The following is a 15681-nucleotide window of genomic DNA, read 5'->3' as shown; positions in this document are numbered from 1 at the left end:
CGGGTGGGGTGCTTGTCAGCGGGCGGTCAGCAGGTCGGTGAGCCGGGCGGCCTGCATATTGGTGAGCCGGGTGGGTTGCGCGTCAGCGGGCGGCCAGCAGGTCGGTGAGCCGGGCGGCCTGCGCCTCCCAGCGCCACTCGGCCTCCACCCAGGCCCGGCCGGCCTCGCCCATCGCCTTCGCCTTCGCCGGGTCGGCGAGCAACTCGGCGACCCGGGCCGCGATCGCCGGGACGTCGGAGCCGCCGACGACGTAGCCGGTCTCGCCCTCGCGGACGGCGTCGGGAGCACCCCCGGAGTCACCGCCGACCACGGGCAGGCCGGTGGCGGACGCCTCCAGGTAGACGATGCCGAGACCCTCGACGTCGAGCCCGGCCGCACGGGTGCGGCAGGGCATGGCGTAGACGTCGCCGGCCGCGTAGTGCTCGGGGAGCTCGGCCCACGGGACGGAACCGGTGAAGACCACGTCGGACTCGACGTTGTGCTCGCGCGCCAGCCGCTCCAGGGTCTTGCGGTAGGGACCACCACTGACCAGCAGCAGGGCCGCCCCGGGCACCCGGCGGCGGATCTCCGGGAAGGCGCGGATCAGCATGTCCTGACCCTTGCGCGGGACCAGACGGGAGACACAGACGACCACCGGGCGGCCGATCAGCCCGTGCCGCTTGCGGACCTCGGCACCGTCCACTCCGGGGTGGAACTTGTCGACGTCGACGCCGGGCGCCAGCCGCCGCAGGTCGGTGAGGCCGTGCAGTGCCTTGTCGAGACGGGTCCGCTGATACTCACCGAGGTAGGTGATGACGTCGCTGCCACGGGCGATCCGCCGGAGCAGGCCGCGGGCGCCGGGCAGGGCGGCCCAGCCGATCTCGTGGCCGTGGGTGATGCCGACGGCACGCTCCACACCGGCGGTGCGGCGCAGGCCCTGGGCGAGCAGGCCGAGCGGGGCGGCCGCACCGAACAGGACGCTGTCGCAGCCGTGGGCGCGGGCCAGCTCGGCGGCCCGGCGGGCGACCGCGGGGGTCGGCAGCAGGAGGCCGGTGCTCTCCCGGACCACCTCGAACGGCTGCGCGGCGTCGAACGCGTCGGCACCGCGCCAGGTCGACGAGTAGACCACGATCGACCCGGCCGGCTGGCGGACCGCCAGATTGTGCACGAACTGCTGAATCCCCCCGGGCCGCGGCGGGAAGTCGTTGGTGACCAGCAGGGTGCGGCCCATCAGCGGCCTCCCTCGATATCGCGGCGGACGACCGGTGACCGCCCGTCGGCGACACCGGCGAACAGCAGGCGGCTCATCAGCGGTCTCCCCGGGCCCAGGCTCGGGCGGCGGCCATGCGCTGCACGGTGGACGGGTGCGAGGCGAACATGGCGTGCTCCCAGGACGGTGGATCGGGGTCGGACAGGTTGACGGTGCCGAGGCGGCGCTGCATCGCCTCGAAGGTCGCGGCGTCACCGGTCAGGGTGAGGGCGTGGGTGTCGGCACGGGCCTCGACCCGGCGGGACACGAACGACTGGGCCGGGCCGGCGATCAGCCCGGCCACCGTGGTGACGGCCAGGAGCAGGCCGATGGCCCGCGGCTCGCCGATCGACTCGACACCGGCCAGGCTCAGCAGCCACTGCCAGGAGCCGAGCAGGTAGAGAGCGATCACGGCGATCGCCGAGCCGAGCGCGCCCAGGATCGTGCCGGTCAGCACATCCTGATCCTTGGCGTGGCCCAGCTCGTGGGCGGCCACCGAGACGACCTCGCCGGGGGTGGCCTCGGTCAGCATGGTGTCGTAGACGACGATCCGGCGGGTCGGGCCGAGGCCGGAGACGTAGGCGTTGACCGCCCTGGTGCGCCGGGAGGCATCGGCGACCAGAACGTCCTTGACCGGCACGCCGTCACGGTCGGCCAGGGCGAGCAACTCGGTGCGCAGCGGGCCCTCGGGCATCGGGGTGAACCGGTTGAAGACCGGCTCGACGACGACCGGCAGCACGAAGGAGAGCAGCACGACCAGCCCGGCCGCACCGGCCGCACCGAACGCCCACCACCACCGGGGCGCGAGATGAGTGACGGTGAAGAACCCGGCCAGCACGATCGCGCCGAGCACCGCGCCGACACCGAACGACTTGAGCAGGTCGACCGACCAGCCGCCCCAGGTCTGCGTGGAGAGGCCGTAACGGGCCACGACGGTGTGCCGCCAGGCGGCCAGAGGCAGGCTGACCAGCTCGGCGACGAGGACGACGGCGAGGCCACCGAGGACCGCCCGGGCCAGCCAGTGGTCGCCGAACGGGCGGCCGGCCAGCTCGATCAGGCGCGCGCCGAGCGGGGTGAGACCGAGCACCAGGGCCACCAGCAGGCCGAGGACCATGCCGCCGTAGGAGGCGGGCCGCAGCTCGGCGTGGAAGGCGCGGGACCGGGCCACCTGGTCGGCGGGCAGCTGCCCGAGCGCGGCGAGCTGGTCGGCGCGCGGCGCGGGGGCGCGGTGCCACGGCACGACCGCGGCGGCGAACCCGATCAGGGCCACCACCAGCACGACGAGCGCGCCGGCCGCCCAGAGCCGTGGGCTCACCACCATCACACCCCCGAAGGAACGACCGGAAACCCGGCTGTGACCGACAATCCTAGAGATCCTCGGCAGAGGCCCGCGCGGCGGGAGAATCGAAGATGATCACGCCACGTCACGGCCGGGCCGGAAGAACGGCGCCACGGCGGGCGGCGCCGGCGTCTCCAGCAGCTCCACCTCGAACCCGGCCAGCTCGAACATCTCGATCGCCCGCAGCTCGCCCGGCGTCAGGTCGGCGATGCCGTCGGGAGTGTCCATCAGGACGCTGACCAGGCAGCCGTTGCAATCGACGCTCCGCTCGGCGCAGCGCCCACAATCGATGATCATTACCCCTCCTCATCGGGAGGTCGGCCCCGCCTGCGAACCAGCGACGGACCGGCCACCATCGGTGACAGTCACGCTAAGCGAGGGGTATGACAGTTTTACGAGCGCGACAGCCGGCGCAGCAGAGAATCCGCGCCCATCGGGTAGGCGCCGTGCCGGCGCACGCCGTCGGCGACCTCCCGGTCGGAGGAGACCACGACCACCGGGCGGCCCGGCGGCTCGGCCCGGACCAGCTGCCGGATCAGCTCGTCGGCGGTGGTGCCCTTCTTGGAGAAGAGGACCCGCACCCCGCGCGGCGCCGGCGGCAGACCGTGCACCCGCTCGGCCCCGTCGAAGACGACGGTCACCTCGTCGCCGGTCTGCGCGGCGATCCCGCCGAGGCCGGTGATCAGGCGTTTGCGCTGCTGCTCCAGGGACATGTCGGCGAAGCCGCGCTTGGTGACGTTGTAACCGTCGACGACCAGGTGCGCCCGGGGCAGGGCGAGCAGCTGGTCGAGGCGGCCGGGGTCGTCGGTGTCCTGGGCACGGGCCCGGGACCGCTCGGGGGCGCCGGGCCGGTCGGCGGCGCTGTCCGCGACGAAATCGGCCGGCAGTTTCTCGGCCGGGCCGATCGCCAGCTCCCGGCGCAACCCGGAGGCGGCCTGGCCGATCGTCTCGATCAGCAGCCAGAGCCGGGCGTCGTCGACGGCGCGGGCGTCCTTGGCGGCCTGTTTGCCGGTGGCGGCGGCCGCCTCCGCGTCGGACAGGCGGGACCGCAGGCGACGAAGCTCGGCGTCGTGGTCGAGGGCGGCACGGCTGGCCCGGCCCTTCTCCGTCGCCAGCAGGTCGGCGGCCCGTTTCTGGGCGGCCTGCGCCTCGCGCAGCGCCTTCGCCGTGGTCCGTGCCTCCTCGCGCAGCTGGCCGAGCTCCTCGCGGACCCGGGCGAGCTCGTCGCGGAGCTTGTCGGCCTCGACCCGGGCGACGGCCCGGTCGTGCTCGGCACGGGTGGCACGCTGCTCGGCCGCCCGGACCTGCGCGGTCACCGCGGCGCTGTCGGCCTCCGCCCGGACCGCGTCGCCGGCCGCCGTGATCAGCTCCCGCCAGCCGTCCGGCCGGGCCAGGTAGGCGAGCGCGGCCACCTCGACCGGGTCGGCCGCGGCCGGGGCGACACCGCTGGTCACGGCGGTGCCGAGGTCACCGGCGTCGGCCATGATGCGGGTGCCGATGCGCTGCCGGAACAGCGGATCGGCAACCAGCTGGGCGGCGATGTCACGGCCACCGAGGCGGGCCCGGCGGTTGGGCGCGAACCGGGCGACCCGGCGCAGCGGGACCGGCATCTCGTCGGCCGGGAGCCCGGGCAGGGCGGCCGCGGCGAGAACGGTGATGCGCTGCCGGACCGCCTCCGGAAGGACCGGCTCGGGCGACAGGTCGAGACCAGCCGACGGCAACAGATCGAGATCCGGCGAAAGCGAGAAGTCCGCACCCTCCGGCACCGCCTCCTCCTCGGGGCGGTCGTCAGGGTTCAGCAGCGCGGACATCTCCCCATTCTCACACCGGGGACGACCGATTAGCCCAGCGGAGCAAGTGATCTTTTCCCGCCCCGGGCCGGTTTATGTCGTACCCCCTCTCTATCGTTGCCGCCCGTGACGCAACCGGCCTACGTGCAGGGCACTCTGGACTCGCTGCTGTCCGCCGACGGCTCGGTCGACCCGGCGGCGCTGTCCCTGGCGGACACCACGTTCGTGGTGCTCGATCTGGAGACCACCGGCGGCGCGCCGGACGGCGGCGGCATCACCGAGATCGGCGCGGTCAAGGTGCGGGCCGGTGAGCGGCTGGGTGAGTTCGCCACGCTGGTCAACCCGGGTGAGCCGCTGCCACCGTTCATCACCGTCCTGACCGGCATCACCGAGGCGATGCTGCGGCCGGCCCCGCCGATCGAGACGGTGCTGCCGGCCCTGCTGGAGTTCCTGCGCGGCGCTGTCCTGGTGGCGCACAACGCGCCCTACGACGTCGGTTTCCTCAAGGCGGCATGCGCCCGGCACGGCTATCCGTGGCCCGGCCCCCGGGTGCTCGACACCGCAGCGCTGGCCCGCCGGGCCCTGACCAGGGACGAGGTGCCCAACCGCAAGCTGGGCACACTCGCCCATTTCTTCCGGTCGCCGGTCCAGCCCAACCACCGGGCGCTCGACGACGCCAAGGCGACCGTCGACGTGCTGCACGGCCTGATCGAGCGGCTGGGCAGCTTCAAGGTGCACACGCTGGGCGACGCGATCGAGTTCGCCAAGGCGGTCACCCCGGCCCAGCGCCGCCAGCGGCACCTGGCCGACGGCCTGCCGCACGTGCCGGGGGTCTACATCTTCCGGGCCGCCGACGAGCGACCGCTCTATGTGGGCACGTCGAAGGATGTGGCGACCCGGGTGCGCAGCTATTTCACGGCCGGGGAGAAACGGGCGCGGATCTCCGAGATGCTCACCGCGGCGGTGCGGGTGGAGGCCGTGGAGTGCGCGCATCCGCTGGAGGCGGAGGTGCGTGAGCTCCGGCTGATCGCGGCGCACGCTCCGCCGTACAATCGAAGGTCGAAGTTTCCCGAGAGGGTCGTCTGGCTGAAGCTGACCGCGGAGGCCTTCCCGCGCCTGTCCGTCGTCCGGCGGCTCGCCGACGACGGCGCGACCTATCTGGGGCCCTTCTCGTCGCGGCGGACCGCCGAGCTGGCCGCGGCCGGCGTCTACGACGCCGTGCCGCTGCGGCAGTGCAATCACAAGCTCTCGCTGCGCTCGAAGACGCCGGCGTGCGCCCTGGCCGAGCTGGGCCGGTGCCCGGCGCCGTGCGAGCACGAGATCACCCCCGAGGAGTACGACGTCCGCGCCGCCCTCCCCTTCCGGACGGCGACGTCGGGCGACCCCGGCCCGGTGATCGACGCGATCCTGGCCCGCATCGACGCCCTCGCCGGCAAGGAGCGCTACGAGGAGGCGGCGGTCATCCGGTCCCGTCTGATCGCCCTGCTGCGCGCCCTGATCCGGATGCAGCGGCTGGACGCGGTGACCCGCCTGCCGGAGGTGGTGGCGGCCCGCCGCGACGACAAGGGCGGCTGGGAGATCGCGGTGATCCGGCACGGCCGGCTGGCCGCCGCGGCGACGTCCCCGCCGCGCGAGCATCCGCGCCCGACCCTCGACGCGGCGAAGCTGACGGCGGAGACGGTGCTGCCTGGTGCGGGCCCGGTTCCGGCGGCGACGGCCGAGGAGACCGAGCGGATCCTCGCCTGGCTGGAGAGGCCGGACACCCGCTTGGTGGAAACCTCGGGCGACTGGGTGTCACCGGTTCGTGGCGCGGCGCGATTCTCCGGCCTTCTCACCAGGGCTGAAGCGGCCGCGTCGGGTCAAGACTCGTCCGTTCGCCTATCGGTAACTGACCGTTTGGACGACGCTCGCTCGCTTAGGCTGTAAGGCACGCGCAACTGTCGTAATGAATCATCGGTAGTGACTTGTCACATTTGCGGCCCGGGCCTTGGCGACCGGCCTTCTCGATGATTCGCTTGCGATAGAAAACGCGAGGCGACTCCGCGCACCGGTTGGGCGCGGACGATCGGTGAGGGGGTGTCCGGGTGGACGTCGACGCCGGCCACGGCGCCGCATTCGGTCGTGCCCTGCCGACCAGCTCTTCGGAAACGTCCTTCACCCGGCGCTTGCGCTCGCTGCTGAGTTTTCAGAACAACGACGACGATCCCGTCGCCGAGCTGGCTCGCACGCACCGCAGCATCCACGCCTCGGCCGACGTCGCGATCCTGCGCCGCAGCTACCAGATCGCCGAGAGCATGCACCGCGGCCAGTTCCGCAAGAGCGGCGATCCCTACATCACGCATCCGCTGGCGGTCGCGCAGATCTGCGCCGAGCTGGGCATGGACACCACCACCCTGGTCGCCGCGCTGCTGCACGACACGGTCGAGGACACCAGTTACACGCTGGAGGCGCTGCAGGGCGACTTCGGCAACGAGGTGGCCCACCTGGTCGACGGTGTGACCAAGTTCGACAAGGCCTACTACGGCAAGGCCGCCGAGGGCGAGACGATCCGCAAGATGATCGTCGCCGCCGGCAAGGACGTCCGCGTCCTGGTGATCAAGCTGGCCGACCGGCTGCACAACATGCGCACCCTCGACGCCCGTTCGGCCTCCTCCCGCGCCCGCATCGCCACGGCCACGCTCGACGTGCTCGTCCCGCTCTGCGACCGGCTCGGCATCCAGGCCCTCAAGCGCAACCTCGACGACGTCGTGCTCTTCCACCTGGAGCCGGACTCGTTCGCCCGGATCGACGAGCACGTGAAGAACCGGCCCGGCTGGGACGACTATCTGAGCGACGTCTCGCACAAGGCACGGGCGGCGCTGCGCCGGCAGAAGGTGACGGCCGAGGTCCACGCCCGGCCCCGCCACTACTACTCGATCTGGAAGGACACGGTCGCCGGCAACCACCCGGTGCCGCTCGACCTCCCCCGCATCGCCGTGGTCGTCGACGGGCCGGACACCGACTGTTACGCGGCGCTCGGCGCGATCCACGGCCGCTGGCGTCCGGTGGCCGGCCGTTTCAAGGACTTCATCGCCTCGCCGAAGAACAACCTCTACCGCTCCCTGCACACCACCGTCGTGGGGCCGGAGGGCAAGCTGGTCGAGGTGCTCATCCGGACCAAGACGATGCACCGCTACTCGGAGTACGGCGTGGCCACCAGCTACCGGTACCCGAAGGAGTCGGACGAGCCACCGGGCGCCGACCAGCTGACCTGGCTGAAACGGGTGCTCGACTGGCAGGGCGACACGACCGACGCGGCCCAGTTCCTCGACTCGCTGCGCTGTGACCTCGCCGAGGGGCAGATCACCGTCTTCGCCCACGGCAACGCCTACGAGTTGCCAAGCCAGTCCACGCCGGTCGATCTGGCGTACGAGCTGGGTCCACGCCACGGCGACCAGTGTCTCGCCGCAACCATCAACGGGCGTCTCGCCCCGCTCTCCTCCCCTCTCCGCGACGGTGACGTCGTGGAGATTTTTTCGGAGACCGAAGGCCAGGTCGACGTCGAGCCGAACTCCCCTCGCGGCCCCCGCAAGGAGTGGCTGGGCTTCGTCAAGTCCAGCCAGGCCCAGATGCAGATCAACAAGTTCTTCGACGAGACGAACGAGCCGGGCATCAGCATCGCCGACAAGGTGCGCCTGGGCCGCGCCACGATCGGGCTGACCCTCCGCAAGCACGACCGCGGCCTGGCCAGCGAGGTGCCGTTGCGCCGGCTCGCCGAAGAGATGGGCTACCCCGACCTGGAGACACTGCTGGTCGCCGTCTGCGAGCGCAGCCTCGAACCGGACGCGGTGGTCGAGCAGCTCATCGCCCTGGTCGACCACCCCGACTGAGCCGCGTGGCGTCCCCCGTTAGCCTTACCGCGTGAACATTCGCCGGCAGATTCGTGGCCTCGCCTATCAGGCCTTCTACGGGCTGCCCCTCCCGATGCGGCGGCACATCGCCCGCGCCGTCTCCCCGAAATACCTGGTCGGAGCGGTCGCGATCATCCGGGATTCGGAGGCCGAGGCCCCCGGGCGCATCCTTCTGCTGCGCCAGCCGCCCGGCCGCGGCTGGGGCCTTCCGGCCGGCATCCTCAAGCGCCGCGAGCTTCCCGCGGTGGGTGCGGCGCGAGAGCTCTTCGAGGAATCGGGAGTACGGGTGGAGCCCGGCGACCTGACCCCCGGCAACCCGAACGCGATCGTCCATCCGAACGGTGGCGTGGTCGACACCGTCTGGTTCGGCGCGGTCCCGGCGTCGAGCACGTCCCTGGCGGTCGACGGCGGCGAGGTGCTGGAGGCGCGCTGGTTCCCGGTCGACGACCTGCCGGACCTGACGTGGCCGACAGCCCGGTTGCTCGGTATCTACGGGCTCGGGCCGCGCTCCGGCGAGTTCCCGCCGTCGATTCCGGCCGGGCCCGCCTACGACATGCCCTTCCCGGCTCCAGGCTCTTTTCCGGCCTCCGGCTCCGCTCCCGGCTCCGGCTCGGCTTCCGGCTCCGCTCCCGCCTCCGGCTCTTTTCCAGCCTCTGGCTCCGCCCCGGCTTCCGGCTCCTCTCCGGCTTCCGGCTCCGCCCCGGCCTCCGACTCTTTTCCGGCCTCCGGCTCCGCTCCCGCCTCCGACTCTTTTCCAGCCTCTGGCTCCGCCCCGGCCTCCGACTCTTTTCCGGCCTCCGGCTCCGCTCCCGCCTCCGGCTCTTTTCCAGCCTCTGGCTCCGCCCCGGCTTCCGGCTCCTCTCCGGCTTCCGGCTCCGCCCCGGCTTCCGGCTCCTTTCCGGCCTCGGGCTCCTTTCCGGCCTCGGGCGACGCCCAGTGACCGTGGTTGCCGGGGTGGTGCTGGCCGCCGGTGAGGGTCAGCGTCTGCGCCCGCTCACCGAGACCCTGCCGAAGGCGCTGTGCCCCGTCGGCAACCTGCCCCTGCTGGATCACGCGCTGCGCCGCCTCGCCGGCCTCGGCCTGTCCGGCCCGGCCACCGTCGCCGTGAACGCCGCCTACCTCGCCGACCAGATCGTCGCCCACGTCGGCGACCGCGCACACCTGTCGGTGGAGCCCGACGGCCCGATCGGCACGTCCGGCGGCATCGGCCGGCTGCGCCCATGGATCGACGGCCGCGCCGTGCTGGCCGGAAACGCCGACGCCTACCTGCACGACCCGTTCCGCGACCCCGGCAAGGACATCGCGGCCCTGCTCGACGGCTGGTCCGGCGACACCGTGCGGATGCTGACGAAACCCTGCTTCCCCGGCGACACCGGAGGCTTCAGCGGCCGCCGTTTCGCCGGGTTCTCACTGATGCCGTGGCGCTACGTGCTGGACCTGGCAGATGTGGACAGCAACCTCGTCCGTACCGTCTGGCGCCCGGCCGAGGCAGCCGGCGACCTGGAGTTGATCGCTTACGAGGGCCTCTACCTCGATACCGGGACGCCGGCCGACTACCTGGAGGCCAATCTGCATGCCGCCCACGGCGGCGTCCTCGCCGACGAGACGGCCAGGGTCACCGGCAAGGCCACCGAGTCGATCCTGGGCGCCGGAGCGGTCGTCGAGGGAACCACGACGCGTTGCGTGCTGTGGCCGGGCGCCCACGTCGCCGCAGGCGAGTCCCTCACCGATGCGATCCGCACAGCTTCAGGCCTGACGATCACCATCCCCTGAGCGGTACACCCACCGCCCCACCCGCGCGCCCCTACCCCGCGCCCACCGCACAAACTCCCACCACCCCGGCCTCACACATCAAGGGCACCGCCACAAGCTCGTCCCACCACCTCAGGCGTCCCACCACCACCTCAGGCGCCCCACCACCTCAGGCGTCCCACCACCACCTCAGGCGCCCCGCCACCACCTCAGAGGGTGGTTACAAATGACTTGGGTAGTTCCAACCGCACTACTTGCGCATTTTCGCTCCTCTTCATCCGACCGAGGCAGGGCGAAGGCCGTGCGAAGCCGCCACATCTGGGCCGAGCCGGAGGTCCAGTTGCAGGCCGATTGATTCATCGCCGCTCGGCACCCTTCGCCGATAGGGCACCTGAGCAGCCAATCCGCATCGACCCCGAAACATGAAACCCATCAGCGCGTCTGCAACCCCCTCTCAGGCGTCCCGCCACCACCCTCAGGCGTCCGACCACCAACCTCAGGCGTCCCGCCACCACCCTCAGGCGTCCCGCCACCACCCTCAGGCGTCCGACCACCAACCTCAGGCGTCTCGCCACCACCCCTCAGGCGTCCGACCACCAACCTCAGGGGTCCCACCACCCAGCCTCACGCACCCAGGCCCCGCTCCCAGGCCTCGCGCGCACCTACCTGGCGACACGTCGCCCACCCGGCCGAGCCGGATCGCCGACAGGTCGGTCACCGATGGACCCGATGTCGAGTCCGGGTGCCCCCGCCGCCCGCCCAAGGGCGGCCACCAACCCTGCCCCGGCAACGGGTGTGACCGTCATCGCCCTCACCGGAGACGATCGGGGGTCTTCTGGGCAGGCAGAGGCTCTCCGGCTGGTTCGGAACGTCGTCTCAGCGGTATGAGGAAGCATGCAGGACCAGGACCGCAAGATCGGTGAGGGCCGGGCGCATGCGGGACCAGCGCGGGACGGCATAGCATGGGCGCGACCCACATTCGTCCTCATAGGCGAGGAGCCCGCTGGTGAACACCGCCATCGTCCACATCGACTGCGCGACCGACTCGATCCCCGAGGTGGCCGAGGCCCTGGCCGCGCTGGACGGTGTCAGTGAGGTCTACTCGGTCGCAGGCGGCGTGGACCTGATCGCGATCGTCCGGGTCCCGCATTTCGACGACATCGCCGAGGTCATCGCCGGCCGCATCTCGAAGACCCCTGGTGTGATCAACAGCGAAACCTTCGTGGCCTTCCGTGCCTACTCCAAGCACGACCTGGAGGACGCCTTCGCCATCGGCCTCCCCGACGCCGACTGACAGGCGCCGGCAGTCGGACGTGGCTACCGGGAGCCTGTGGTTCACCAGGTAGCTTTCGGGGGCTGTCATTCCCTCCGATCGGCCGGTCGACCGCCGTTCCCAGCCGACCATAAGGTGCCGGGTGGACCTGGCGCCGGTCGTTCCCGCCGATGCGGGCCGCAGCCGTGTGGCTACGCCAGCTGTATCCGGCCCCACCGGGTCGGCTTCAGTTGACTCCACCCAAAACCGAGATCCCCAGCGTGCCGGTTGAAAATGGCCCAGCCTCTCACCAGCGGATAGTCGCCTCGGAGATCGCCAGTTCGAGCCGGCATCGGTAAACGGGGCGGGTCCGGCTCAAGCCTCCCTGGTGGGACCATTTCGCACCGCCGAAGCCAGACGTGGACCGAAGCCCGTGGCCGGCGAGGACTGGAGTACACGATCACTGTTCGCGTGCTCCTGTCCTCGCTATGCAGTGACCAGGTCGCACGATCATGGTCAGGTGTGCGTTCATCGTCGTCAACACAGTGGTCAACGACCATGATCGGGAAACGTGTGCTCCCATCCTCGTCGCAGACGTCCGGTGCTCTCAGTCTCCAGCCATGGGCCGAGCGCTCCGAGGGAAGGCAGCACACGGAGAACCTACGCACCGCGAAAGGCTAGACGCGGAGCCTCCGCACCGCGAAAGACCAGACGCGGAACCTCCGCACCGCGAAAGACCAGACGCGGAACCTCCGCACCGCGGAGGGGCGGTTGCCCGGGCGGAGGGCTCAGCAGCGTGAAGCTCACCACCGCGAACAGGCGTGGGCGGACGCCCGAAACGTCAGCACCGCCGGGCGGAAGACCGGACTAGAACGGGCGGCGGGCCGAACCAAAAGGAAGGCCCGCCGGATCGGGATCCGGCGGGCCTCACATGTCCTGGGGTCAGCGCCCGGACTTGATCTCCTCGCGCTTGGCGGGGCCTCCGACAGCCGGCGAGACCGGGATGTCGGCGGGCTTCTCCACCGGGTAGAAGAATCCCTTGATGGCCGGTGCCAGGGCGCCGACGCGGTTCATCTTCTTCGGGACGACCCAGCCGGCGTACTCCAGCGGGACCGGGTGGCCGTGGTCGTCGACTGGGCCGAGCGGCTGGTGGACCTCGATGAACTTGCCGTTCGGCAGCCGCTTGATGATGCCGGTCTCCACACCGTGCGCCAGCACCTGCCGGTCGTGCTGCTGCAGACCGAGGCAGATGCGGACGGAGATGTAGTAGGCCAGCGGCGGCAGCAGGACGAGGCCGATACGGCCGGCCCAGGTCATCGCGTTGAGGCTGATGTGGAACTTGTCGGCGATGACGTCGTTGCCGCCGGAGATGGTGGCGACGATGAAGAACGCCAAGGACATCATGCCGATGCCGACGCGCTCCGGGTTGTCACGCGGCCGCTCGAGCAGGTGGTGACTGCGGTTGTCCTTGAGCTTGCGCGCTTCCAGCCACGGGTACGCCATGGGCAGCGTGAACAGGGCCCCGAGGCCGACGACTGCCGGCCAGAACATCGGCGGGAGGCTGTAGCCGTCGCCGATCGGGATGTAGATCTGCCAGTTCGGCATGAGACGGACCAGGCCGTCCATGAACATGACGTAGAAGTCGGGCTGCGAGGCGGAGGAGACCTCTGCCGCGCGGTACGGCCCGAACAGCCAGATCGGGTTGATCTGGAACATGCCGGCCATCAGCGCGATGACACCGAAGACGGCCATGAAGAAGCCGCCCTGCTTCATCGCGTAACGCGGGAACATGCGCTCGCCGACCACGTTGTCGTTGGTCCGCAGCGGACCGGCCCACTGGGTGTGCTTCTGCTTGAACACGATGCCCAGGTGGGCGGCGATCAGACCGAGCAGGAGGCCCGGGATGAGCAGCACGTGCGCGATGTAGAAGCGGCCGATGATCAGCTCGCCGGGGAACTCGCCGCCGAAGATGGCGGCGGACAGCCAGGTGCCGATGACCGGGAGGGTCAGCATGATCGCCGAGGCGATACGGAGACCGGTGCCGGAGAGGCCGTCGTCGGGCAGCGAGTAGCCGGTGAAGCCGGCGAAGAACCCGAGCAGGAACAGGACGACGCCGATCACCCAGTTGATCTCGCGCGGCTTACGGAACGCACCGGTGAAGAAGATGCGCGCCATGTGCACGATGATCGACGCCATGAACAGCAGCGCCGCCCAGTGGTGCATCTGCCGCATGAAGAGGCCACCGCGGACCTCGAACGACAGGTGCAGCGACGATTCGTACGCCGCGGACATCATGGTGCCGCGAAGCGCGAGGTACGAACCGTCGTAGGGGACCTCCTTCATCGACGGGTCGAAGAAGAGGGTCAGGAACACGCCGCTGAGCAGCAGCACGATGAACGAGAACAGGGCGATCTCGCCGAGCAGGAACGACCAGTGGTCCGGGAAGACCTTGTTCAGCAGGCCGCGCAGCGGAGTGGCTGCCTGGAACCGGTCGTCGACCCCCTTGGCGAAATTTTTCGGGGCCTCTGCGAGGTCGATCTTTCGGCGCTTCACGGCCGCTCCCAGAAGTCAGGTCCGACGACGTCTCTGTAGTCTTCCGCCGCCACGAAGAAACCTTCCTCGTCCACTGTAAGCGGCAGCATCGGCAGACGACGTGTCGCGGGCCCGAAGACCGGCTGCGCGTTGTCCGTGATGAGGAACTGCGACTGGTGGCAAGGGCAGAGAAGACGGTTGGTCTGCTGCTCGTAGAGGCTGGCGGGGCAGCCGGCATGCGTGCAGATCTTGGAATACGCGACATAGTTGCCCCACATCGAACCCACGTTGCGGCCGTTCTTGTCGGCCTCGGCGTTCTTGCGGGTCTCGGCCGCGTCGTCCGCCCGGAGGTGGATGAGCAGCGTCGGTGAGTCGGCGTAGTGGTTGGTGGCGCCGTGCGGGATGCCCGGGTAGACGGTCATCTGACCACCCGCGCTCACGTCGTCGGGCCGGATCGGGCTGCCGTCCTCACGGGTGAGGCGCACCAGCTTGCCGCCGTTGAGCGCAGGCTCGAACCCGGTCGTGTACATGATCGGGTACTTGTCCTTGTGCGGGTTCTGGATCAGACCGCCGACCAGCGGGGCGGCGACGGCCAGGCCGAGCGGGGCGGCGCCGATGGCGATCGCACCCTTCAGCAGCGGCCGGCGCGCGACACCCAGCTCGTCGGCCACATACATCATGGTCTGGCCGGTGATCAGGCGCTCGTCGTCGGAGGACGGGTCACCGTGCCGCTGCTGGATGGACAGCTCGTGCGGCAGCAGCTTCTTCGCCCAGGCGAGGATCGCGAACCCGAGCGACAGCAGGCCGAGACCCAGCGTGACGCCCAGGATCGGGGTGTAGTAGTCACTCATCGTGTGGCCGAGCTCGAACTCCCACGGCCACACGATGTAGAAGACCAGGAACGCGGCGGTGAACAGCCCGGAGAGCAGAAGCAGCAGCGAGATGTTGCGGACGATCCGCCGCTCCGCCTTCGAGTTCTGCCCGTGGAAGTGCGACTCGTACGTGACGATCTCGATGTCGTCGCGCCGGAGGCCTTCCTTGACGATGTCGAACCGCGTCAGGTGCGGGTCGTTGACGTCGACCGGCGTGCCGGTCTCGCCGTGATGAACCGCCGTCATGACTTCCCCGCAATCCAGAGCGACGTGAAGACCAGGAGCGTGATACCGATCAGGAAGATCGCCATGCCCTCGGTCGACGGGCCGTACCGGCCCAGGTTGAAGAGGCCGCCCGGGTCCTTGTCGTCCTGGAGCTGGACCGAGATGTAGGTGATGATCTGCTTCTTCTGCTCCGGCGTGAGCTGGTTGTCACCGAAGACCGGCATGTTCTGCGGGCCGGTGAGCATCGCGGCGTAGAGCTCCTCGGCAGTGGCATCGCCCAGGCTCGGGGCGAACTTGCCCGAGGAGAGCGCGCCGCCGCCTCCGCCGAAGCCGTGGCAGGAGGTGCAGTTGACCCGGAACAGCTCGCCACCACGGGCCAGCGCGTCGGGGTCGGACTCGAGGTCCGCGACGAGCGGGCCGTCGGGAAGCTCGGGGCCGCCACCCAGTTCCTGGATGTACTGGCCGAGCTGCTCGGTCTGCGCATCGTCGAACTGCGGCGGCTTCTGCTCGGCCTGGGCCTCCTGGCGGGTCATCGGCATACGGCCGGTGCCGACCTGGAACTCGACCGAAGCCGAACCGACGCCGATCAGGCTCGGCCCACGATCCTTGACACCCTGGCCGTCACGGCCGTGGCAGCTGATGCAGCTGGTGTCGTAGAGCGCCTTGCCCTCCCGTCCGGCAGCGGAGAGCTGGACGTTGTCCTCGGCGAACGCGCCCGGAGTGAATGCGGTGTACACGCCGCCGGCCAGCACCAGGGCGGCGAGCATACGCACCGCCGCGCCGAGCCGCCGGCGCGCCCGG

11 protein-coding genes and 1 pseudogene are annotated in these 15681 nt (G+C 70.6%); 5 read left to right on the top strand and 7 right to left on the bottom strand.

The window, feature by feature from the left end:
* Nucleotides 1-82 precede the first annotated feature (82 nt).
* The 4 genes from ACFO0C_RS04285 to ACFO0C_RS04270 all read right to left on the bottom strand — a co-directional run bounded on the left by ACFO0C_RS04285 (nt 83) and on the right by ACFO0C_RS04270 (nt 4378).
* Nucleotides 83-1210 (bottom strand): glycosyltransferase family 4 protein, encoded by a 1128-nt coding sequence (locus ACFO0C_RS04285; RefSeq protein ID WP_378065173.1) that lies wholly within the window; start codon nt 1208-1210, stop codon nt 83-85.
* A gap of 76 nt (nt 1211-1286) precedes the next feature.
* Nucleotides 1287-2543, bottom strand: a complete 1257-nt coding sequence (locus ACFO0C_RS04280; protein ID WP_378065172.1) for a M48 family metallopeptidase — start codon at nt 2541-2543, stop codon at nt 1287-1289.
* Between the two features lie 99 nt (nt 2544-2642).
* The gene (locus tag ACFO0C_RS04275; protein WP_378065171.1) at nt 2643-2864 is read right to left on the bottom strand and encodes a hypothetical protein; all 222 of its coding nucleotides are present in this window, start codon (nt 2862-2864) and stop codon (nt 2643-2645) included.
* Between the two features lie 95 nt (nt 2865-2959).
* Nucleotides 2960-4378 (bottom strand): NYN domain-containing protein, encoded by a 1419-nt coding sequence (locus ACFO0C_RS04270; RefSeq protein WP_378065170.1) that lies wholly within the window; start codon nt 4376-4378, stop codon nt 2960-2962.
* Between the two features lie 105 nt (nt 4379-4483).
* Here ACFO0C_RS04270 and ACFO0C_RS04265 point away from each other — a divergent pair, with 105 nt between their 5' ends.
* From ACFO0C_RS04265 to ACFO0C_RS04245, 5 genes and pseudogenes are all read left to right on the top strand, one after another.
* Nucleotides 4484-6283, top strand: a complete 1800-nt coding sequence (locus ACFO0C_RS04265) for a DEDD exonuclease domain-containing protein (RefSeq protein ID WP_378065169.1) — start codon at nt 4484-4486, stop codon at nt 6281-6283.
* Nucleotides 6284-6441: 158 nt separating this feature from the next.
* Nucleotides 6442-8226, top strand: a complete 1785-nt coding sequence (locus tag ACFO0C_RS04260; protein ID WP_378065168.1) for a RelA/SpoT family protein — start codon at nt 6442-6444, stop codon at nt 8224-8226.
* 31 nt (nt 8227-8257) lie between these two features.
* Nucleotides 8258-8782, top strand: a pseudogene (locus ACFO0C_RS04255) (NUDIX domain-containing protein); the annotation flags it as partial.
* Nucleotides 8783-9183: 401 nt separating this feature from the next.
* Nucleotides 9184-10020, top strand: coding sequence for a sugar phosphate nucleotidyltransferase (locus tag ACFO0C_RS04250; protein ID WP_378065167.1), 837 nt, complete (start codon nt 9184-9186; stop codon nt 10018-10020).
* 985 nt (nt 10021-11005) lie between these two features.
* Nucleotides 11006-11293 (top strand): Lrp/AsnC family transcriptional regulator, encoded by a 288-nt coding sequence (locus ACFO0C_RS04245; protein WP_093610781.1) that lies wholly within the window; start codon nt 11006-11008, stop codon nt 11291-11293.
* A 900-nt stretch (nt 11294-12193) separates the two neighbouring features.
* Here ACFO0C_RS04245 and qcrB read toward each other — a convergent pair.
* From qcrB to qcrC, 3 genes are all read right to left on the bottom strand, one after another.
* Nucleotides 12194-13804: a cytochrome bc1 complex cytochrome b subunit gene (gene qcrB / locus ACFO0C_RS04240; protein WP_378065166.1), complete on the bottom strand. Its 1611-nt coding sequence runs from the start codon at nt 13802-13804 to the stop codon at nt 12194-12196.
* The gene (gene qcrA / locus ACFO0C_RS04235) at nt 13801-14901 is read right to left on the bottom strand and encodes a cytochrome bc1 complex Rieske iron-sulfur subunit (protein ID WP_378065165.1); all 1101 of its coding nucleotides are present in this window, start codon (nt 14899-14901) and stop codon (nt 13801-13803) included. The genes qcrB and qcrA overlap by 4 nt, the downstream gene beginning before the upstream one ends.
* A partial coding sequence (gene qcrC / locus ACFO0C_RS04230) for a cytochrome bc1 complex diheme cytochrome c subunit (RefSeq protein ID WP_378065164.1) occupies nt 14898-15681 on the bottom strand: 784 nt, incomplete at its 5' end. The genes qcrC and qcrA, both read right to left, overlap by 4 nt.

The organism is Actinoplanes subglobosus, assembly GCF_042650585.1.
Lineage (GTDB): Bacteria > Actinomycetota > Actinomycetes > Mycobacteriales > Micromonosporaceae > Actinoplanes > Actinoplanes subglobosus.
Note: the sequence above shows the minus strand (reverse complement) of the source record. Positions and strands in the feature narration are given on the sequence as shown.

Excerpts from the sequence above, each read along its gene's own strand:
- qcrA (WP_378065165.1), bottom strand. The coding sequence starts at position 14,901 with ATGACGGCGGTTCATCACGGCGAGACCGGCACGCCGGTCGACGTCAAC.
- ACFO0C_RS04285 (WP_378065173.1), bottom strand. The coding sequence starts at position 1,210 with ATGGGCCGCACCCTGCTGGTCACCAACGACTTCCCGCCGCGGCCCGGG.
- ACFO0C_RS04275 (WP_378065171.1), bottom strand. The coding sequence starts at position 2,864 with ATGATCATCGATTGTGGGCGCTGCGCCGAGCGGAGCGTCGATTGCAAC.
- ACFO0C_RS04270 (WP_378065170.1), bottom strand. The coding sequence starts at position 4,378 with ATGTCCGCGCTGCTGAACCCTGACGACCGCCCCGAGGAGGAGGCGGTG.